17 protein-coding genes and 4 tRNA genes are annotated in these 21,023 nt (G+C 60.0%); 6 read left to right on the top strand and 15 right to left on the bottom strand.

What is annotated here, in order from left to right:
* Positions 1-299: 299 nt before the first annotated feature.
* The 13 genes from rplA to HDE72_RS01280 all read right to left on the bottom strand — a co-directional run bounded on the left by rplA (position 300) and on the right by HDE72_RS01280 (position 10,392).
* Entirely contained in the window at positions 300-995 is a 696-nt protein-coding gene (gene rplA / locus HDE72_RS01340) for a 50S ribosomal protein L1 (protein ID WP_183736954.1), read from the bottom strand.
* Positions 995-1,429 carry a 50S ribosomal protein L11 gene (gene rplK / locus HDE72_RS01335; RefSeq protein ID WP_034753131.1) on the bottom strand — a complete coding sequence of 145 codons (435 nt, stop codon included), beginning with the start codon at positions 1,427-1,429 and terminating at the stop codon, positions 995-997. The genes rplA and rplK overlap by 1 nt, the downstream gene beginning before the upstream one ends.
* A 115-nt stretch (positions 1,430-1,544) precedes the next feature.
* Complete coding sequence (gene nusG / locus HDE72_RS01330; protein WP_183736953.1) at positions 1,545-2,171, bottom strand: transcription termination/antitermination protein NusG; 627 nt, start codon at positions 2,169-2,171, stop codon at positions 1,545-1,547.
* Positions 2,171-2,554, bottom strand: a complete 384-nt coding sequence (secE, locus tag HDE72_RS01325) for a preprotein translocase subunit SecE (RefSeq protein ID WP_183737182.1) — start codon at positions 2,552-2,554, stop codon at positions 2,171-2,173. Before secE ends, nusG begins: the two co-directional genes overlap by 1 nt.
* Before the next feature lie 32 nt (positions 2,555-2,586).
* Positions 2,587-2,662: transfer RNA gene (locus HDE72_RS01320), tRNA-Trp, on the bottom strand.
* 66 nt (positions 2,663-2,728) lie between these two features.
* Positions 2,729-3,919, bottom strand: coding sequence for an elongation factor Tu (gene tuf, locus HDE72_RS01315; RefSeq protein WP_183736952.1), 1,191 nt, complete (start codon positions 3,917-3,919; stop codon positions 2,729-2,731).
* Between the two features lie 101 nt (positions 3,920-4,020).
* Positions 4,021-4,095: transfer RNA gene (locus HDE72_RS01310), tRNA-Thr, on the bottom strand.
* 43 nt (positions 4,096-4,138) lie between these two features.
* Positions 4,139-4,212: transfer RNA gene (locus tag HDE72_RS01305), tRNA-Gly, on the bottom strand.
* 64 nt (positions 4,213-4,276) lie between these two features.
* Positions 4,277-4,360, bottom strand: a tRNA-Tyr gene (locus HDE72_RS01300).
* A gap of 234 nt (positions 4,361-4,594) precedes the next feature.
* Entirely contained in the window at positions 4,595-6,241 is a 1,647-nt protein-coding gene (locus tag HDE72_RS01295) for a tetratricopeptide repeat-containing response regulator (protein WP_183736951.1), read from the bottom strand.
* 120 nt (positions 6,242-6,361) lie between these two features.
* Entirely contained in the window at positions 6,362-7,957 is a 1,596-nt protein-coding gene (locus HDE72_RS01290) for a DUF3369 domain-containing protein (protein ID WP_183736950.1), read from the bottom strand.
* A 53-nt stretch (positions 7,958-8,010) separates the two neighbouring features.
* Positions 8,011-9,090, bottom strand: a complete 1,080-nt coding sequence (locus HDE72_RS01285) for a J domain-containing protein (protein ID WP_183736949.1) — start codon at positions 9,088-9,090, stop codon at positions 8,011-8,013.
* A 150-nt stretch (positions 9,091-9,240) separates the two neighbouring features.
* Positions 9,241-10,392, bottom strand: a complete 1,152-nt coding sequence (locus HDE72_RS01280; protein WP_183736948.1) for a class I SAM-dependent methyltransferase — start codon at positions 10,390-10,392, stop codon at positions 9,241-9,243.
* Positions 10,393-10,468: 76 nt separating this feature from the next.
* Between HDE72_RS01280 and HDE72_RS01275 the strand changes: the two genes are divergently transcribed.
* The 4 genes from HDE72_RS01275 (at position 10,469) to pepF (ending at position 14,816) form a co-directional block, all read left to right on the top strand.
* Positions 10,469-11,257, top strand: a complete 789-nt coding sequence (locus tag HDE72_RS01275) for an SDR family oxidoreductase (protein WP_183736947.1) — start codon at positions 10,469-10,471, stop codon at positions 11,255-11,257.
* Positions 11,258-11,327: 70 nt separating this feature from the next.
* Positions 11,328-11,726, top strand: a complete 399-nt coding sequence (locus HDE72_RS01270) for a dihydroneopterin aldolase (protein ID WP_183736946.1) — start codon at positions 11,328-11,330, stop codon at positions 11,724-11,726.
* Entirely contained in the window at positions 11,723-12,721 is a 999-nt protein-coding gene (ttcA, locus tag HDE72_RS01265; RefSeq protein WP_183736945.1) for a tRNA 2-thiocytidine(32) synthetase TtcA, read from the top strand. The genes HDE72_RS01270 and ttcA overlap by 4 nt, the downstream gene beginning before the upstream one ends.
* 187 nt (positions 12,722-12,908) lie before the next feature.
* Positions 12,909-14,816, top strand: coding sequence for an oligoendopeptidase F (pepF, locus tag HDE72_RS01260; RefSeq protein ID WP_183736944.1), 1,908 nt, complete (start codon positions 12,909-12,911; stop codon positions 14,814-14,816).
* Between the two features lie 38 nt (positions 14,817-14,854).
* Here the strand turns inward: pepF and kefC are convergent, their stop codons facing one another.
* On the bottom strand, positions 14,855-16,693 hold the full coding sequence (gene kefC, locus HDE72_RS01255) for a glutathione-regulated potassium-efflux system protein KefC (RefSeq protein ID WP_183736943.1): 1,839 nt from the start codon (positions 16,691-16,693) through the stop codon (positions 14,855-14,857).
* 170 nt (positions 16,694-16,863) lie between these two features.
* On the opposite strand from kefC, the gene HDE72_RS01250 reads away from it, so the two are divergent.
* Both HDE72_RS01250 and HDE72_RS01245 read left to right on the top strand, forming a co-directional pair.
* Positions 16,864-18,303 (top strand): aldehyde dehydrogenase family protein, encoded by a 1,440-nt coding sequence (locus tag HDE72_RS01250; RefSeq protein WP_183736942.1) that lies wholly within the window; start codon positions 16,864-16,866, stop codon positions 18,301-18,303.
* Positions 18,290-19,225: an AraC family transcriptional regulator gene (locus tag HDE72_RS01245; RefSeq protein WP_183736941.1), complete on the top strand. Its 936-nt coding sequence runs from the start codon at positions 18,290-18,292 to the stop codon at positions 19,223-19,225. Before HDE72_RS01250 ends, HDE72_RS01245 begins: the two co-directional genes overlap by 14 nt.
* Here HDE72_RS01245 and HDE72_RS01240 read toward each other — a convergent pair.
* Positions 19,207-20,988 carry a M14 family metallopeptidase gene (locus HDE72_RS01240; RefSeq protein ID WP_183736940.1) on the bottom strand — a complete coding sequence of 594 codons (1,782 nt, stop codon included), beginning with the start codon at positions 20,986-20,988 and terminating at the stop codon, positions 19,207-19,209. The genes HDE72_RS01245 and HDE72_RS01240 overlap by 19 nt on opposite strands.
* Positions 20,989-21,023: the final 35 nt, after the last annotated feature.

The following is a 21,023-nucleotide window of genomic DNA, read 5'->3' as shown; positions in this document are numbered from 1 at the left end:
GTTCGACACTCTTTACCGAGTGGTAAAGCGTCTTGCATCGGTTCGAACACGGCGTCCGAAGTCAAGAAGTACTAAACTGAGCGGATGGATTCACGCAGCATGAGGACTACAAAACTTGTTCGGGTACACCATCTGCGTTGGGCACTTCCCGTTGCCAGGAAGCCTATTAACCTTCTGTACCTGCAGTCCCAGTCGGCCCAACGGTCTTTGATTGTCTGCCTGCATGGTGAAAACACCACACAGACAGCCCAAAGATGCGCCTGCAGCGCCCTAAGGCGCCACAGGACTTGATTCTTTACTTAAGCTGCCAGGCTAGCCTGGTCAACACGGACGCCAGCGCCCATGGTCGACGACAGCGAGACTTTGCGCAGGTACACGCCTTTGCTCGATGCTGGCTTAGCTTTGTTCAGTGCGTCGATCAGTGCGACCAGATTCGATTTCAGATCTGCGTCAGCGAACGATTTACGGCCGATGGTAGCGTGGATGATACCGGATTTGTCGGTACGGTACTGAACTTGACCGGCTTTCGCGTTTTTCACGGCGGTAGCGACGTCAGGAGTAACAGTGCCAACCTTCGGGTTAGGCATCAGGCCGCGTGGGCCCAGGATCTGACCCAGGGTACCAACGATACGCATGGTATCTGGCGAAGCGATCACGATATCGAAAGGCATGTCGCCGGCTTTGATTTGCTCAGCCAGGTCTTCCATACCAACGATGTCGGCGCCAGCTGCTTTAGCAGCTTCCGCTTTTTCGCCCGACGCGAATACAGCCACGCGTACGGTTTTGCCGGTGCCAGCTGGCAACACGACGGAGCCGCGTACCACTTGGTCGGATTTCTTAGGATCAACACCCAGTTGTACCGATACGTCGATCGATTCATTGAACTTGGCCGTTGCGCACTCTTTGATCAGAGCGACAGCGTTGTCGAAGCCGTACGCTTTGGTACGGTCAACTTTGGCTTTGAAAGCCTTGATACGTTTGGATAACTTAGCCATTATACAACACCTTCCACCGTGATACCGATCGAACGTGCGGAACCAGCGATGGTGCGTACAGCAGCATCCATGTCGGCAGCGGTCAGATCAGGGGTTTTCAATTTAGCGATTTCTTCAGCTTGTGCGCGGGTCAGCGTACCGACTTTGTCGGTATGTGGCTTCGGCGAACCTTTGGTGATCGCAGCAGCTTTTTTGATCAGGTAGGTTGCTGGAGGCGTCTTCATCACGAAGGTGAAGGACTTGTCAGCAAATGCGGTGATCACAACTGGGATCGGCATGCCTGGTTCCAGACCTTGGGTCTGCGCGTTGAACGCTTTGCAGAATTCCATGATGTTCAGACCACGTTGACCCAGAGCTGGACCGATTGGTGGGGATGGGTTTGCCTTACCAGCTGGTACTTGCAGCTTGATAAAACCAATGATTTTCTTTGCCATGATGGCTCCTATCTTGGATTGAGTAGTAGCGCCCCGCCGATACTACCCTGGCGGGGCTCCTCTGACCGGATTTCGCTGAATTGCCGCGACGCTCCTGGTGGCGCTTGATACTGATTTAAACTTTTTCGACCTGGCCGAATTCCAGCTCTACCGGAGTAGCACGACCGAAGATGGTGACCGAAACGCGTACTTTGGATTTCTCGTAATTGACTTCTTCGACATTGCCGTTGAAATCGGTGAACGGACCATCCTTGATACGCACTTGCTCGCCCACTTCGTACAAGGTCTTTGGACGGGGCTTTTCAACACCTTCCTGCATCTGGCGCATGATGGCATCGATTTCGCGCGCAGAGATCGGCGTCGGCTTGTTCGATTTGCCACCAATAAAACCGGTAACCTTGCTGGTATTCTTGACCAAGTGCCAACTCTCGTCCGTCATTTCCATTTCAACCAGCACATAGCCAGGATAGAAACGACGCTCGGTAACCGACTTCACACCATTCTTGACTTCAACCACTTCTTCGATCGGCACCAGAATCTGGCCGAACTGGTCTTGCATGCCCGCGCGTTCGATACGCTCGGTCAGGGCACGCATGACGCTTTTTTCCATGCCGGAATAAGCGTGCACGACATACCAGCGCTTGCTGCTTACCGGTACGCTCAGCGCTGCGCCAGATTCCACTGCCGGCGTATCGCCCGACACGGATTCGCCCGTCGCTTCATCATGCACATTTTCGCTCATTATTTTTTCCAACCAAGAATTACGTCATACAACAGAAACTCAAGCAATTTATCCGTGCCCCACAGGAAAATCGCCATGACCAACACAAAAGCAAACACGATCAAGGTGATCTGCGTCGCTTCTTTGCGGGTAGGCCAAACGACTTTCTTGGTTTCGCGCACAGCTTCTTTGGCGAAATTCAGGAATTCACGGCCGGTCGTCGAGATCCACAAGAACGCAACAGCAATAAGCAAACCAGCCACAAGCGCGCCTGCGCGCACCAGAGCTGGTTGGCCTGCCAGGTAATAAAACCCGACTACTCCTGCAATCGCCGCCACTATTGCCAGCGCGACTTTTATCTTGTCACTCGACGTGCTAACGGTTTGCACGGATTGATTTGACATTTTTCTACTTTCGGTGCCCTGCACCTTGACGGTGGCAGGGACGGAGGGCATCGAACCCCCAACCTTCGGTTTTGGAGACCGACGCTCTGCCAATTGAGCTACGTCCCTACGTAAAACTTTAGTGGAGCGCTATTCTACCACCCAAGACGCCTCGGGTGGAAGCATAACATTTCCTTATGCGAGGATTTTTGCAACCACGCCGGCGCCAACGGTACGGCCACCTTCGCGGATAGCGAAGCGCAGGCCTTCTTCCATCGCGATCGGGTTGATCAGCTTGACGGTGATCGACACGTTATCGCCTGGCATAACCATTTCTTTGTCTGCTGGCAACTCGATCGAACCAGTTACGTCCGTCGTGCGGAAGTAGAACTGTGGACGATAGTTGTTGAAGAATGGCGTATGACGGCCGCCTTCATCTTTCGACAGAACATAGATCTCGCCGGTGAAGTGCGCATGCGGCTTGATCGAGCCTGGTTTTGCCAGCACTTGACCACGTTGCACGTCTTCACGCTTGGTGCCGCGCAGCAGCAGACCAACGTTGTCGCCTGCTTGACCTTGGTCCAGCAGTTTGCGGAACATTTCCACGCCGGTGCAAGTCGTTTTGACGGTATCGGTGATACCAACGATTTCGATCTCTTCGCCGACTTTGACGATACCGCGCTCGATACGACCGGTAACAACCGTACCGCGACCCGAGATCGAGAACACGTCTTCTACTGGCATCAGGAAGGCACCGTCAACAGCGCGCTCCGGGGTTGGGATGTAGCTGTCCAGCGCATCAGCCAGACGCAATACTGCGTCAACGCCCATTTCGCCTTCTTTGCCTTCCAGCGCCATACGGGCCGAACCTTTGATGATAGGCACGTCGTCGCCTGGGAATTCGTACTTCGACAACAGCTCGCGCACTTCCATTTCAACCAGTTCCAGCAGCTCTGCGTCGTCGACCAGGTCGCACTTGTTCAGGAACACGATGATGTATGGAACGCCAACTTGGCGGGCCAGCAGGATGTGCTCGCGGGTCTGTGGCATTGGGCCGTCAGCTGCCGAGCAAACCAGGATCGCGCCGTCCATCTGTGCTGCGCCGGTGATCATGTTTTTGATGTAATCGGCGTGGCCTGGGCAGTCAACGTGAGCGTAGTGGCGGGTAGCCGTTTCGTACTCAACGTGTGCGGTGTTGATGGTAATGCCGCGTGCTTTTTCTTCTGGAGCTGCATCGATCTGGTCGTATGCTTTAGCTTCGCCGCCGAATTTCTTCGACAGTACCGTTGCGATTGCAGCGGTCAGGGTGGTTTTACCGTGGTCGACGTGGCCGATGGTGCCGACGTTGACGTGCGGCTTGGTCCGTTCGAATTTACCTTTTGCCATTTTGAACTCCTAATGATTTGATTAGATTGCTCAGGCACACGCCCGACGGTCTGGTTGAATTTGCTTCTGTTTATTACTTGCTGCGAATTTGCTGCGAATTCTGGTGCCCTTGACGTGGATTGAACACGTGGCCTCTCCCTTACCAAGGGAGTGCTCTACCACTGAGCTACAAGGGCTGTAATTTGTTGCATGCGATGCATCAAGCATCTGAACGGGGACTGGAGCGGGTGAAGGGAATCGAACCCTCGTCGTAAGCTTGGAAGGCTTCTGCTCTACCATTGAGCTACACCCGCGAGGTATCGTTCACTTCATCTTCACTTACTACGACCCAGTTTTCCGTTCAAAAACCTGAAAACTTGGTGGAGGGGGCTGGATTCGAACCAGCGTACTCGAAAGAACAGATTTACAGTCTGTCGCCTTTAACCACTCGGCCACCCCTCCGCGGGAACCGCAGAGTATGAAGCACCTACTCACAACTGTCAACCTTATTTGCTGGTGCTTAACTACCGCATTTGCTTATAAAGAAGAAGTTGGCTGCTTCGGGGCGTGATTATAAGCTTCCGATTTGAGAATGTGCAAGGGTTCGAAGAAAAAAATCGTAATTTTTTTTAGCCCCTGCCCGCATCCCGCATTTTTCCGTCAACCACTGCTTATTGCACTGCGCATATCACCTTATTACAAGGCGTCAGGCGGATGCATCCAGGCCAGGCCGCGCGGCTGGTACTTGCGCAATATCTGCTGATGCAAGCCCGACAGCACCGGCAATTTCGGGTTGCGCGGGTCCAGGCGGCGCACCCCGGCAATCAAGGCCAGCGCCTGCTGGCCCAGGCGCTCATCCCAGCCTTCATGCTCCAGGCATTTCAGGACCGCCACGGCCGCGTTGAACACCACTTGCGGATTGTCGGGTAAACGCGTGACCGCTACACGCATCAACTCGACGGCGCCACGGAAGTCGCCCTCGCCCGCCTTGGCGGCGCCGGCGGCCACCATCTCGGCCACTTCCTGCCGGCTTTGCCGCGCCAGCGCCCTGGCCAGCTCTTCACGCCCGCTGTGCTCGAACACCGCCATCGCCTGCGTCATGGCGGCGCTGTCCGGTGCATTGCGCATGACTTCGCGCATCACTTCGGCGGCGCCTTCCTCGCGGCCATGCGCCAGGCACAGGCGCGCCAGTTCAGTTTTGACGGCATTCGAACCGCCCACGCTGTGCCGGTTGGCGTTCAGTGCGGCCTCCAGCGATTCCTCCAGGCGCTGCTGATTACCCGTATGGGCATGCAACATGACACTACAGAGCGCGCTGCATAATTCCACGTTCTTTTGGCCACCCATGGTTTTGTCCAGCTCGCGGATCACGGCGCCCGCCTGCAGCGGGTCGCCCTTGCGCACCAGCGTCTGCACCAGGCGCACCTGGTCTTCCGGATCGCGGAACTCGGAATACTTGGCTTTGATCACGACCAGCTTCTGGGCTTTTTCCGCCACCGCCATATCGTCGGCCGCCACGGCCGCCTCGGCCAGCCTGCGCAAACGGCGCACCGCATGCGGCGACAAGGCCACCGCCTCGCTCAGTGCCTGCTGCGCTTCTTGCGGACGGCCCTGGGCCTGATGCGTGCGGGCCAGCCAGTCATAGGCGTCGAGAAAGCGATTATTGTTTTCCAGCAAACCTTCCAGCATGCTCTGCGCAGCGGCATACTCGCCGCGCTGGAACAAGGTCTTGGCCTGGCCCAGGCGCGCCCAACCGATCGCCTTGCTTTCATATAAGGCGGCATAGATGGGTTCAGCTTCGGCCGCCTCGCCCAGCAGCAGATGCAATTCCGCGCGCAAGCGCAGAAAATCGGTCGCATAGCGTGGATATAAAGAGACGCCTTCGCTGCAGGCGGCAATCGCCGCGCGTTCATTGCCCACATCGGTCAATTGGTACACGGGCACGAAGGCATTGCGCTTGTCCAGCGCGCGGCCGATGCGCTCGAGCATGCGGTCGGCCGTGAAGGGCTTGAGGATGTAGTCAGTGGGCAAGAGTTCCACGGCGCTGACCACTTTGGCAAAACTGCCTTCGCCAGTGACCATGAAAAACATGGTCGAGGCATGGATCAATTTGTGGTGGCGCAAGTCTTCCAGCATCTGCTGGCCGTCCTGACCGCCCTCGAGCGTGTACTCGCACAGTATCAAATCATAGGATTTATTACCCAGCATGCGGATCGCCTGGCCGGAACTGGCCGCATCGTCGATTTTCGCCAGGCCGCACAGGTTCAGCATATTGTGCAGGCTCGACCGCATGCCCGGATGCGGTTCGATAATCAGGGCCGTCAGGCCTTGCAGTTCTTTCATGTCGGTATCCGAAAACTCAGCGGCGCGCCACACTGGTGCGTGGCGCCAGACCGCCTGAGGCTGCCGAGTATATGACGGCGCCGCGCACAAGGGAATGGCGCGGCGCAGAAAGCCGCCGTGTCAGGGACTGTTACGTTCAGGATGCCACAGTGCAGGATCATGGTCGATCAGTTCGAGCAGCGCCGCCACCACTTCCGGATCGAACTGCTTGCCGCTGCGCTCTTCTATATAAGCGCGCACCTGCGGATATGGCCAGGGTTCCTTGTACGGCCGCTCGTGCAACAGCGCATCAAAGACGTCGACCACGGCCACGATGCGCGCAGACAGGGGAATCTCGCTCCCCTTCAAGCCCTGCGGATAACCGGCGCCATCAAAATGTTCGTGATGGCCGCCGGCAATCTGCGCGCCATACGTCAGGTAGCTGACGCCATCGACCATATTGGCCGCCCGTTCCAGGATGGTGCGCCCCACGCCGGCATGCAGCTGCATCTGCACCCGCTCTTCATCCGTATGGCGGCCCGGCTTCAAGAGCACGGCGTCCGGCGTGGCCACCTTGCCCACGTCGTGCAAGATGCTGGCCAGGCCTATCATGTCGATCAGCTGCGCCGTCAGCTCATCGGGATAGGCGCCGCGCTGCTGCAGGCGGCGGGCGATAGCGTCGGATAGTTGCTGCACGCGCCGCACATGGCCACCCGTATCGCTGTCGCGAAACTCCGCCAGGTCGGCCAGCGCCACCACGGTGGCTTCCTGCGCCTTGCGCAGCTGGCCAAACATATACAGATTGTCGAAGGCGGCGGCGATACGCTGGCAAAACACTTCCAGCAGATCGCGCTGGATTTGCGCCAGCGGCCACGGCGGCGTGACGGAAATGGCCAGCTCGCGCTTGCTTTCCGTATGGATGAACAGCACATTGGCCGGATGCTCAAACTGGCTGCGCTTTTCCGCGAAAGCCTTGTTGATGGTGGGCGTGAGGGCATGGCCGAGCGGCATGTTTTCTGCGTCGGCCAGCGCAGCATAGGAACCGGTGGCAGCCACTACTTCGGGCCGCCCGGAGCCGCACTGCATCAAACACAGCACGCCATCGGCGCCCACGTCGAGGATGGCGCTGACCTGGTTCAACACGCCGGAAGCGAATTCGCGCAAGGAATGGATCTGGTACAGATTGGTGGCGCCCGCCAATATCTTGCCCAGGCCGATGCGGCTGCGTTCGAGCATCATCAGGCTTTCATAGGCGCGCAGGGCTGAAATCACCGTCGTAAACAGCTTTTGCGTGGTCAGCTCGGTCTTGGCCTTGTAGTCATTGATATCGTATTCGATGATCACGCGCTGCTCGGGCGCCTGGCCCGGCTGGCCCGTGCGCAGCACCACGCGCACGATGGAATTGTTCAGCTCGGCACGAATGCGCCTGGCCAGTATCAGGCCGGCGTCATCCGTTTCCATCACCACGTCCAGCAGCACCAGCGCGATATCGGGCGTGTCGCGCAAGATGGCATACGCTTCCTGGCCGCTATAGGCGGAAAACAGTTCCAGCTCGCGCCCCTTGAAGCTGACGTTGCGCAGCGCCAGCCGCGTGACGGCATGCACATCGACATCATCATCGACGATCAGCACACGCCACAGGCGCTGGTCAGGCGCTGCCAAGCCAGTGGGAGCGGCCGCTGGTTCATCCTCGTCGAGCAGCCAATTATCATCTGCATCGGCATTGCGGTCAGTCATGGGGACTCCTGATGGATGGATACGATGATAGATCACTATCAAGGATAATCAGATTAGATGCTGCTTACAACAGGATTCTGCACGCCCTCCTGCGCCGCTGGCGAGACGGGCGGCGGGTTCACGGCGCCGATGGCCGGCTTGCTGGCGCAACCATCGGCACCCGGGGCCAGCGACTGGTAGCGCACTTCATATTTGCCCGCGCTCAGTTGTTCCACGTTCAGCTTGTCGTGCGCCAGGATATACAGGTAGCGCACGTTCGAGCGCCGCTCCAGGTCGTACAGCTTGACGAAGACGGGCGCCGCATTCGCGCTATTGTCGAGCATCAATTCCAGATCGCTGCCCTTGTTGCTCACCGGGAATCCATCCACATACCCGGACTGGCGCGGCCACGGTTCGCCATTCGGCGCCACCAGGGCTTGCGCTTGGGCTTGATTTACTCCATCGCAAGCGCCATGGCTAGCGTTCAGGCTCAGCTGCGACACGGCCAGCACCTTGATCTCGGGCGCCTTGAGCTGTGCGGGCTCCGGCGCGGACGGCTTGCTCACCGCCCAACTATCGACGGCCACCGCTTCCGTTTTCGGCGCCGGCGGCAAGCTGCGCTCGGCATCGGCAGCTTTCACGCCATCGCGGGCCAGGCCATTCCAGGCCGAAGCCAGCGCAACGGGAACGGCAGGCGAGTGATCGAGCATCAACATGGCGCCCAGCCAGCCCAGCAGCAGACAGCCACTCAAGCTCAGCCACCAGCGCCAGTTGCGCCAGGTGGTCCGGCCCCGGCGCCGCGATCCGCCATTTGGCGACGGCACATCCTGCGCCCAGCTGGTGTTCTGCGTTCCGGCCTGGCCCTTGGGACGGCCATCCCTGTGCTTGCCTTCTTCCTGATGGGTGCTTTCCAGCCAGGCGATCTCCCACTCTTCAGCAGCGATCCACTCATCGTGTTCACGGCGCCGCTGCGGGTCGGACAAGATGCCATAGGCGCTATTCAAGATCGCCATGATGCGGGCGGCCTTTTCGTCGCCGGGATTTTTGTCGGGATGGTATTTCTGGCTGAGGGCCTTGTACGCGGCACGTATGACTTCCTGCGGCGCCAGGCGCGCCACTTTCAGGTTGTCATAGTGTGTATGTATCTTTCCCATCGTTTTATCTTGAAATCGGTGCGGCGACGGGTGCTGATGCATGGAAACCGTGCTGTATCAAGCATCATATACGAAATGACAAGACAATAACCGCCTGGGCCAGCGAAAATGCAGGACTGGGCTGGGCCGCCCCCTGCCCTGCTGATCGGCTTACAAGCGGTGGGAACGGTCGCCCGACAACAAGCTGTCTGGCAATTCCACCTGATGGCCCACCACCAGCACCTTGAACAGCTCGCCCATCTCGGCAGGCGACAGCAGTTTTTGCACGGCGCTCGCCTGCGGCAAATACGTCTGCACCTTGAGCGGATCGCTGCGCAGCAACAAGTCGCCGATGCCAGCGCCCAGCAGGAAGGCCGCCTGGCTCATATAACTGAGCACATCGAGGCCCGCTTCCTGCGCCGCCACGGCCATGGCCGTGAAATCGACGTGGGCGGTAATATCCTGCAAGCCGGGCAGATAAAACGGTTCCGCGTGGGCATGGTGGCGGTAATGGCACATCAGGGTACCGGTGGCGCGCTGGACAAAATAATACTCGTGGGCCGGGAAACCATAGTCGAACAGCACGGCCGCGCCGCCCTTGCCATTCGTCAGCATGCGCGCCAGCGAACGCATGAAGCCGCAGGCGACACCGTGGATTTCGCTGACATAGCCGACCGGCAAGTCATCCGCCTCGGGCACCTGGCTGGCGATCTGCGCCGCCACCTCGGCATCGGCCAGCCGTTCGATCCAGACGAACTTGCCATCGGCGATGCCGACATCGAGCTCGCACCAGCCGTCGGGCGTCTTGCTGATCAGGTTGACGGGCATGGCGTCGAGCACTTCATTGCCGAACACGGCGCCTTCAAATGACTCAGGGAAACCATCGAGCCACACCACTTGCGGGAACGCCGCCAGGGCCAGTTCCTGGCGCGCACGCAATTCACCGGACAATTCGACGATGGCATATTGCTCGACAACGATGCCGGCGCTGGCTGCTTCCGTCAGGATATCGAAGGCCAGCTTGCCTGTGCCGGCGCCGAATTCGAGGATGCGCGGGGCCGTTTGCGCCATAATAGCGGCTGCCACATGGGCCAGGCTGGCGCCGAACAGCGGTGAGATTTCCGGCGCGGTTGTAAAATCGCCATCCTTGCCCAGCTTCGCGGCGCCGCCGCTGTAATAGCCCAGGTCGGGCGCATACAGCGCCAGCTCCATGAAGCGGACAAAGGGAATGGCGCCGTCATTGCGCGCGATTTCAGCGGCAATCAGGTGCTGCAAGGCATGGGACGCGGCCAGCGCGTCGCTATCGGGTTCGGGTAGGGACATTCCGGCATTGTAGCGAATCGGCGGCGCTTGCCGCCAGTCATGGGCCGTACACCTCACTCTCAACCATAGCAAAGACATGAATCAAGCAAGCACAACGCCCTTAGCCAGCACCCCGCGCGTGGCCCTCGTCACGGGCGCGGCGCGCCGCATCGGCCGCGCCATCGCACTGGGCCTGGCGCGCGACGGCTGGGATATCGCCGTGCATTACCGCGCGTCACGCGAAGAAGCCCTGACGCTGGTGGCGGAAATTACCGCGCTGGGCCGGCGCGCCCACGCTTTCCCCTGCGACCTGGCGCAGGAAAGCGCCGTGCGCCAGCTGCTGCCGCAGGCGCAAGCCGTATTGGGCCCCGTCAGCTGCGTGGTCAACAATGCATCGTTGTTTGAATACGACAACGCCGCCGATTTCTCCGTCGCCGCGCTGGACGCCCATATGCACGCCAATCTGGCCGCGCCCGTACTGCTGGCACAAGCTTTATATCAGGCAACGCCGGAAGGCGGGCAGGCGGTTGTCATCAACTTGCTGGACCAAAAACTGTACAATCTCAATCCTGATTTTTTGTCCTACACATTATCCAAGGCGGCGCTGTTATCGGCGACCACCATGCTGGCCCAGGCGCTGGCGCCCAAGGTGCGCGTGGTTGGTATCGCGCCCGGCATCACCATGGTTTCCGGCGAGCAAACAGAAGCAAACTTTGCCACGGCGCACGAAAATACGCCGCTGGGCCGTTCCAGCACGCCGCAGGATATTGCTGACAGCGTCTGTTATGTGGCTGGCGCGCGCGCACTGACGGGCACCACCTTGCTGGTCGATGGCGGCCAGCACTTGATCGGCCTGCCGCGCGACGTGATGTTCCTGGCCAAATAAAGAATCAGCAGCAGCCATACCGAACACTTATAAAACATTAGTATTAAAGCATCCCCTAAAAGGTAAAACTATGTCGTCCGCCCTGTCTCACCCCCGCCTGCTTGACTGCCGCCGGCTGTTCCTGCGCAATTACGAGGTTCTCATCAATATCGGTGTCTACGACTTCGAGAAAAAGGGCGAGCAGCGCGTCCTCATCAACGTCGACCTGTACATTCCGCTGGCCCTGTCGACGCCGAAAGATGACCAGCTGGAAGAAGTGGTCGATTACGACTTCATGCGTGAAACCATCGCCAAGCGCATGGCGCAAGGCCATGTGCAATTGCAGGAAAGCCTGGTCGACGACGTGCTGGCCGCCATGCTGGCCCACCCGCGCGTACGCGCCGCACGCGTCTCGAGCATGAAACCGGACGTCTATCCCGACTGCGAAGGCGTGGGCGTGGAAGTATTCCAAATCAAGGATGATGTATGAACGATATGAACAACAGCGCCGTACTCGATCAAGTAGCGACGGTAGAAGCAGTCGAAACGGCCGTCGCCATCCCGGCCAACCCGGAAGCGCAGCAGGCCGCCAAGAAAAAGGCGGAAAAGATCGCCCTGGAAAACAACAAGCTGCACAAGCGCTTGTGCCGCCTGGTGGGCCAGGCCATCGGCGACTTCAATATGATAGAAGAAGGCGACAAGGTGATGGTGTGCTTGTCGGGCGGCAAGGATAGCTACGCCCTGCTGGACATCCTGATGACCTTGCGCGAGCGCGCGCCTATCCATTTCGATATCGTCGCCGTCAACCTGGACCAGAAGCAGCCGAACTTCCCGCCGGAAATCCTGCCGGCCTACCTGACGGAACTGGGCGTGGCTTTCCACATCGAAAACCAGGATACCTACAGCATCGTCAAGCGCTTGATCCCGGAAGGCAAGACTACCTGCTCGCTATGCTCGCGTCTGCGCCGTGGCATTTTGTACCGCGTGGCCGATGAACTGGGCGCGACCAAGATCGCCCTGGGCCATCACCGCGATGATATTTTGGAAACTTTCTTCCTGAATATGTTCTTCGGTGGAAAACTGAAAGGCATGCCGGCCAAGCTGCAATCGGATGACGGCAAGCACATCGTCATCCGCCCGATGGCCTATGTGAAGGAAGCCGATACGCTGCGTTATGCGGAAGTCAAAGGCTTCCCCATCATTCCATGCGACCTGTGCGGTTCGCAGGAAAACCTGCAGCGCAAGCAGATCAAGGCCATGATGCGCGACTGGGACAAGAAATTCCCTGGCCGCGTGGAAAGCATCTTCTCGTCCCTGGCCAATGTGGCGCCCTCACACCTGATGGACCCGAAACTGCACGGCTTCAAGGATTTGAAGGCCGATGGCGTGGCCAGCCCGCTGGGCGATATCGCCTTCGATGAAGAGCCGTGTGCAACGCCGAGTCCGTTCGGTGCGACGATTAGCTTGCAATCAATAACGGACTGATAACGGACGCATCGTCTAACGCATCATCTCTGTTGTTTCGCCGCCACCGTCCTGGTGGCGGCGTCATTTCCGCAGCACATTTTCCCTCGTTTGATGTACCGTCAGTAGCTCTGCCGGTGCAGCCTGCCGCACGCATCCCTGCCCCGCGGACCGCTAATATCCTTCCGATAACCTGACTGGAACATCCATGACGTCATCCGCACTCAAGCGCCCCTTGTTTACCATGCTGGCACTCAGCCTGGCCATTTCCTCGGCCTTCGCTGCTGCACCTTCGCCCGCGCCCGCCACCGCCCCCGTAGCGATAGAGCAGCCGGCCGACCGCTGGGACTTGAGCGAGCTGTATAAAAGCCAGGCCGATTTCGACGCCGACTCTACCAAACTGTCGGCGCAGCTCAAGCAACTGGCCGGGTACAAGGGACAGCTGGGCGCCTCATCGGCCCGTTTGAAAAGCGCGCTCGACCTGTATGCGGATGCGCGCAAGCGTATCAACCTCTTGAATGTGTACGCTTCGCAATACTATGACCAGGATACGGGCGACAACACGGGCAACCAGCTGAACCAGCGCGCCGCCTTGATGAACAATGAATTCGGCCAGGCCGCTGCCTTCATACAGCCGGAAATCCTCGCCGTCGGCGCCAAGCGCATCCAGGCCATGCTGGCCCAGGACAAGGGCTTGCAGCTATACCGCTTCCAGCTGGACAACATCTTGCGCAATGCGCCGCACACCCTGGACGCCGCTGGCGAGCAGCTGATCTCGCAATTTGGCCTGGCGACGGGCTCGGCCGGTTCCATCTACCAGACTTTATCCAGCTCGGAAATCCCCTGGCCGACGGTGACCTTGTCCGACGGCACTAAAGTTAAACTCGATCAAGCTGCCTACACGCAATACCGCGAACAGGGCAACCGCGCCGACCGCAAGCTGGTGTTCGATGCTTTCTGGGGCAAGTGGAAAGAATTCGAACGTACTTTTGGCGAAACCCTGTACGGCCAGCTGAAAAGCGACGCCGCCTATGCCAAGGTCCACCATTACCCTGACTCGCAAACGGCGGCGCTCGATGGCGACCATTTGCCACCGGCCGTCTACCAGACCCTGATCGCGCAAACCAATGCCAACCTGCCGACCCTGCACCGCTACCTGAAACTGCGCGCGCGCATGCTGGGCATCAAGGACCTGGCGTATTACGACCTGTACCCACCGCTGCTGCACAGCGACCAGACCTTCCCGCTGGCCGATGGCAAGAAGATGATGCTGGACGCCGTGGCGCCGCTGGGACCGGACTACGTGAAAACCCTGAATGCTGCCGTCAATGCGCGCTGGATGGATGCTTATCCGCGTCCGCGCAAGACTTCGGGCGCGCACATGATAGGCGAAGCGTATGACGTCCACCCGTATGTGCTGCTCAATTACACGGGCAACTATGAATCGGCCACCACCCTGGCCCACGAATGGGGCCACGCCATGCACTCGGTGCTGGCCAACAAGGCGCAGCCAGCGATCTACGCGTCCTACAGCACCTTCGTGGCGGAAATCGCCTCGACCACCAATGAAGCGCTGCTGCTGGACGAGCGCCTGAAGCAGGCAAAGAATGACGACGAGCGTTTGCTGTACCTGGGCGCGGCGCTGGAAGGCTTGCGCGGCACCTACTTCCGCCAGGCCATGCTGGCCGAATTCGAAGCTGCCATCCACGCCAAGGTAGACAAGGGTGAAGCACTGACGGGCGAGGAAATCTCCAGCATCTATGGCGGCATCCTCAAGCGCTACCACGGTGAAGCGCAGGGCGTGATGAAAGTCGACCCGCTGTACACGGTGGAATGGGCTTATATTCCGCACTTCTACAATGCCTTCTATGTGTTCCAGTACGCCACCTCGATCGCGGCGGCGCAGGAATTCTCGCAGCGCATCCTGGCCAAGGAACCAGGCGCGCTGGCGGCCTACCTGAAAATGCTCAGCTCGGGCGGCTCGGCCTACCCGTATGACCTGGTGAAGGCAGCCGGCGTCGACCTGGCCTCGCCAAAACCATACCAGGCCCTGGCGGCGCGCATGAACAGCATCATGGACCAGATCGAAGCGATTGAGAGCAAGCGGGGCAAGTAAGTTTCCTCCATTATTAGCCCCAACAGCAAAGGCTGGGGTCAGACCCGAGGGTCTGACCCCGCTGCTTCCGCTACCGACCCCGCCGCTTCCTCGGCAGCATAGGCAGCCGCATCGCCTTCAAACATGTCTTCCAGTTCCTCGCGTGCCTGATGCGCGATCGACAGTACTTTTTGCTGGTCCTGGAAGTGTGGCGCCACTGCCAGCAGGGTTTTCAGGTTGTGGGCGCGGAAGATGGCGGCGGCGCGGCGCGCCCGCTCGGCTGGATAGCCCACCTGCAGCAAGGTTTGCTCGCCCAGCAGCAGGGCCGATTCGAAGGTTTCGCGTTCGATCAGGGTCACACCGCGCTTCATCAATTCATAGTAATGCGTGACGTTGCGCGCCCGCGCCAGTATCGTCAGCTGCGGTAGCCGCAGCCGCACGGCGTCGACCAGGGCCAGGCTGTCATCGACATTATCGATGGCGATCACCAGCGCCTTCGCCTTTTCAATACCGGCCGCCACCAGCAGATCGACCCGCGTGGCATCGCCATAAAACACCTTGAAACCGAATTTGCGCAGCAAATCGATCTGGTCCGGGTCGTGGTCCAGCACCGTCACACCGATCTTGTTGGCCGCCAGCAGCCGGCCGATGATCTGGCCGAAACGCCCGAAACCGGCGATGACGATGGGGTTGTCCTGCGCATCGATATGGTCGTCAGGGCGGCGTTTGCTATCGCTTTGCAAGCGGGGCGCCACGAATTTGTCGTGCAACAGCAGCAGCAAGGGCGTGGCCACCATCGACAGGGTAACCACCACCACCAGCACGGCGCCCGTCTCGGGTGACAACACATGCGCGGCCACCGCCGTGGCGAATACCACGAAGGCAAACTCGCCGCCCTGCGACAGCAGCAGCGCAAAGAACAGCTGCTGGCCACGGGGAATGTCGAACAGCTTGGACAAGCCATACAGCAGGCCGATCTTGATGGCCAGCAGGCCCGCCACCAGCGCCAGGATCAACAGCGGCTGCGCGCGCAGCACGCCAAAATCGACGGACATGCCGACCGCAATGAAAAACAGACCCAGTAATAGCCCCTTGAACGGTTCCAGGTCGCTGATCAGCTCATGCCGGTATTCGGAATCGGCCAGCAGCACGCCCGCAACAAAGGTCCCCAGCGCCATCGACAGCCCCACCGATTCCATCAGCACGCAGATGGCGATCACCAGCAGCAGCGCAAAGGCCGTGAAGATTTCGCGCAATTCGGTCTTGGCGATAAAGCGCAGGATGGGGTTCACAAAACAGCGCCCGCCGATCACCAGCGCCGCCAGCACGCCGGCCAGCTTGGCCACGCGCAGCCAGCCCGGTTCGCCGGCGTGCGTGACCAGGCCGCCCAGTAGCGGCACCAGCGCGATCATGGGAATGGCCGCGACATCCTGGAACAGCAAGATGGAAAAACCGGCGGAACCGGCCGGGGTAGACATCAGTTTGCGTTCGCCCAGGGTGGCCAGCACGATGGCGGTCGACGACAGCGACAAGCCCAGCGCACCGACCAGCGCCGTGCGCCAGTCCACGCCTAAGGCCATGGCGGCGGCGCACAAGCCTGCGCTGACGACTGCCACCTGCGCCCCGCCCCAGCCGAAGATGGGCCGGCGCAGCAGCCACAAGCGTCTCGGTTCCAGCTCCAGGCCGATCAAAAACAGCAGCAGTACCACGCCGAACTCGGAAAAATCGAGGATGACGTCGACATTGCTGATCAAGCCCAGTCCCCACGGTCCGATAATGACGCCAGCCACCAGATAGCCCAGCACGGCGCCCATGCCCAGGCGTTTGGCCAGCGGTACCATGACGATGGCGGCGACCAGGTAAAACAAAAGATTGATTAAAAAGCCGTGGTGTTCCATGGGAGTAATCCGGGAAAATATATGTAAAACGTCATCATGCCTGAAGTCGACGGCGCTCACAGAATTTGCAGAATCAGGCAATCTTCGCACAGCATTGGTCTACCGCCAGCCAGGCGTACAGGTGCAAGATGGAGTCCTGACTTACCTGAACCTACCTTAGCGGAGCGACCATGAAGACCATCGATCAGATTTATATCAACGGCCAATTCCTCACGCCACACGGCACGCAGCAGCAGGAATTGATCAATCCCACCACCGGACAGCTCGCCACCCGCGTGGTACTCGGCGACGCGGCCGACGTCGATGCGGCCGTCGCCGCCGCCAAGGCCGCTTATGTCGCCTACTCGCGCACCAGCAAACAGGAACGCATGGCGATCTTGCAGCGCCTGCACGAAGCCGTGGCCGCCCGCAGCGAGGAGCTGGTGCAAGTGATGGTGGAAGAATATGGCGGCACGCTGGCATTTTGCCGCGCCAGCGTGCAGCGCGCTGCCAACAGCTTCTTGCAGACCAAACAGCTGCTGGAAACTTTTGATTTCGTGCGCACGGCCGGTTCGGCGCGCGTGGTGCTCGAACCGCTGGGGGTGGTCGGCATCATCACGCCGTGGAATTCCAGCTACGGTTTTATCTGCAGCAAACTGGCCACCGCGCTGGCCGCCGGCAGCACGGCCGTCATCAAACCGAGCGAATTGAGCGCCGCCCAGACCCAGATCCTGGCCGAATGCCTGCACGCGGCGCAGCTGCCACCTGGCCTGTTCAACATCGTCAATGGCAGCGGCGAAATCGTCGGCAACGCCATCACGGCCCATCCGGACATCGCCAAGATTTCATTTACCGGCTCGACCGCCGTCGGCAAGCACATCGCCCGTGGCGCCATCGATACCCTGAAACGCGTGACTTTGGAGTTGGGCGGCAAATCGCCGAATGTGCTGCTGGACGATGCCGACCTGGACCTCGCCATTCCCACCGCCGTCGCCGCCTTCACCTTCAACAGTGGCCAGGCCTGCCTGGCAGGCACGCGGCTGATCGTGCCGGCCAGCCGCCTGGAAGAGATCAAGCAGCGCATCAAGGTGGCCGTCGATGCCTTGAAAGTGGGCGATCCGGCCAACGCAGACACGCAAATCGGCCCGCTGGTCAACGCCGCCCAATATGCGCGCGTCCAGCGCTATATCGCCCTGGGTACAGAGGAAGGCGCGACCTTGCTGACGGGCGGCGCCGGCCACCCGGCAGGCCTGGAAAACGGCTATTTCGTCAAACCAACCGTGTTTGTGAACGTGCGCAACGACATGGCCATCGCACGGGAAGAGATCTTTGGCCCGGTGCTGTCCATCATCAGCTACGACAGCGAAGAAGAAGCCATCGCGATTGCCAACGATACGGTGTATGGCTTGCAAGCCTATGTCAGCTCGGGCGACCAGGCGCGTGCCAACCGTGTGGCGGCGCAACTGGTGGCGGGCCGCGTGTTCATCAATGGCCTGTATGACGAACCGCTGGCGCCCTTCGGCGGCTTCAAGCAATCGGGAATCGGCCGCGAATTCGGTACCTATGGCCTGGAAGCTTACCTTGAGCCGAAAGCCATGATGGGCTACTCTGCTAGCAATGAAATCTATTGACGCTACCCACGCCTCTACCACGCTGGCACTGCTGCGTGAAGAAGCGCTCGCGCTGTTCCAGGGTATGCCCCTGGCGCAGCGCGAGCTGCCGACTGCGCTGCCCTATCTGTCCTTCATCCGCTTTACGCAAACGACAGAACTCAATCGCGGCATGCTGGAGCCGTCGATGTGCCTGGTGCTGCAAGGGGAAAAGACTATCCTGATCGGCCAGCAAATCACCCATTACGGCGCCGGCAGCTATGTGGTGTCGGCAATCGACCTGCCCGTCTCGGGCCAGGTGGCGCAGGCGTCACCGCAAGCGCCGTATATCGGCCTGCGCATCGCCCTTGATGCGCGCGAACTGGCGGCGCTGGTGATCGACATGCAGCTGGCCGTACCCGACAGCCGGCGCAAGCAGCCGGCCGCAGCCTATGTCGAAGAAGCCGACACCGAGTTGCGCGAAGCGTTTTTGCGGCTGCTGCGCATGCTGAAAAAACCGCAGGACCTGGCCGCCATCGGCCCCCTGCTCAAGCAGGAAATCCTGTACCGCTTGCTGACGGCGCGCGGCGGCGAAGCGCTGTACGAGAGCGTGACGGCGCACGCGCAGGAAAAAGGCGTCAATGAAGCGATGCTATGGATCAAGCACCATTACGACCAGCCCTTGAAAATCGAGCAGCTGGCCAAGTCGGTCAGCATGAGCGTGTCCAGCCTGCACCACCGCTTCAAGGCGCTCACCGTGATGAGCCCCCTGCAATATCAAAAACAGATACGTTTGCTCGAAGCGCGTAAGCTGCTGTTGACGGGCAAGCTGGAAGCGGCCACCGTGGCTTACCAGGTCGGCTATGAAAGCCCGTCCCAGTTCAGCCGCGAATACCGGCGCCTGTTCGGCGCTCCACCGCTACAGGATATCGAATACCTGAAGCATCACGAACCGGTCTTGTAGAGCGCCGGCGCCACATCCGTGCGCAGCACCGGATACAGGTTCAAGCGCTCGTCCCAGGAACTGTGGCGGCGGGCGAAAAATTCCAGGCGGGCGCGCGGGTTGGCCGCAAAAGCCGGGTCGCTGGCCAGCCTGGCTTTGAAGGTCGCCGCCAGCGCGGGGTCGGCCGCCATCTGTGCGCGCGCCACGTCTTCGGCCACGTAGTCTTCCATGTACTCCTTGCTTTCAAACGCGGTATTGAAACTGCCCCAGGCCAGCAGCGAATCGGGTGCGCGGGGTTCTAACAGCGCCATCACCAGGCGCGCCTTCGGCTGGGCGATGGGCACATACAGGGCACCTGCGCCGATTTCGCGTTCTTCTTTTTGCCACTCACCCTCGACGCTGGCTGTCTGGCGGCTCTCGAACGATAAGGCGCCAAATTTCACTTGCGTGGCGCGGAAGGTTTGCACCGGCTGCTTGCCGAAGCCCGTTTTCAGCACTTGATAAGACACGCCGTGCTGGCGCAGCTTTTCCGCCACCATCTGCGCTTGCGCCGCTGGCACGAGGTAGCCGGCTTGCGGCGCCTCGACCTGCAGCTTGGGCACGATTTCATCGCGCAGCGGCACCGTCCACAGCTGCGACGTCTTTTCATCGTAGCGCGTCATCAGGGCGCCCGATACCTCGGACAGGGTGCGCGTGTAGGCATAACCGCGAAACTCAACAAGATGGCTTTTTTCAGTGGTGGTGTAGCTGAGGGGGACCGTGGCGCCAGCCAGTGCAGCCGAGCGGGCGTCCGCTTGCTGCGCGATGCTGCGCCACTGCGCGCCATGCTGGGCCATTTGCGACAGCAGCGAGACGATGGTGTTGTGGGTGATGCGCACGCGGGTAGGATAATCCTTCCACGAATGGGTTTCCACCAGCATGCCGAAGCGGTTGCGCAGCAAGAAGTAGCCGTGCGAAAAACGCGGGTTCGGCGTCGAATCGACAAAGCCCGATTGCGGATTGTCTTCTTCGGCAAACGACATATAAAACGGTTTCGGGTCCGAACCCTGTTTGGCCAGATCGGCCAGCACATTGTCGCGCAGCGCCGTGCCGGCCACGCGCAAGTCGGCGTCACCCGCATGCACGGGTTCGACCTGGATCGAGATATCGGGCTCGAACTGGGCGCCATCGGTGACGTGCAAGTCCACATAGGCCAGCGGATCCCATTGATTGACCAGCGCCAGCATGTGCTGCATCTCGGGCGCATCGGCCTTCATGTAGTCGCGGTTCAGATTGAAATTCTGCGCCGTGCTGCGCCAGCCCATTTCCACCGGACCGCGCTGGTTGGGACGGTTCCACTGGCCGAAGCGCTCATGGCCATCGATATTAAACACCGGCACGAACAGCAGCACCTGCTTGTCGAGCGCACCGGGCGCGACCTTCCCTTCCAGCACTTCGCGCAGCGCCAGGAAACCGGCATCCTTGCCATCGATTTCACCGGAGTGGATGCCGCCTTGCACCAGCAGCACCGGCAGCTTGCGGCGCGTCGCCTCGGCAGCCGTCAGGGCGCCCGTGTTGCTGACGGCCAGCGCCAGCATGGGACGGTTTTCCGGCGTGCGGCCAAACTCAAAACAGCGTACCTGCTTAGGATAGGCGTGCTGGAAGGCGCTGCACAGCTTGACCACTTCATCATAGCGGCCGGTTTTCAGGAAGCCGGAACGCTCGGAAATGGTGCTCAAGGCATCGGGTGCAGCATGGACCAAAGGGGCAGCCAGCATGGCCAGCAACAGGGCAGAACGTAACATGGGTGGGACTCCAGATCGATGGCAAACAAGGTAGC

This window comes from Janthinobacterium saanense (genome assembly GCF_014200675.1).
Classification (GTDB): domain Bacteria; phylum Pseudomonadota; class Gammaproteobacteria; order Burkholderiales; family Burkholderiaceae_D; genus Janthinobacterium.
This window is presented reverse-complemented; position numbering and strand designations above follow the sequence as displayed.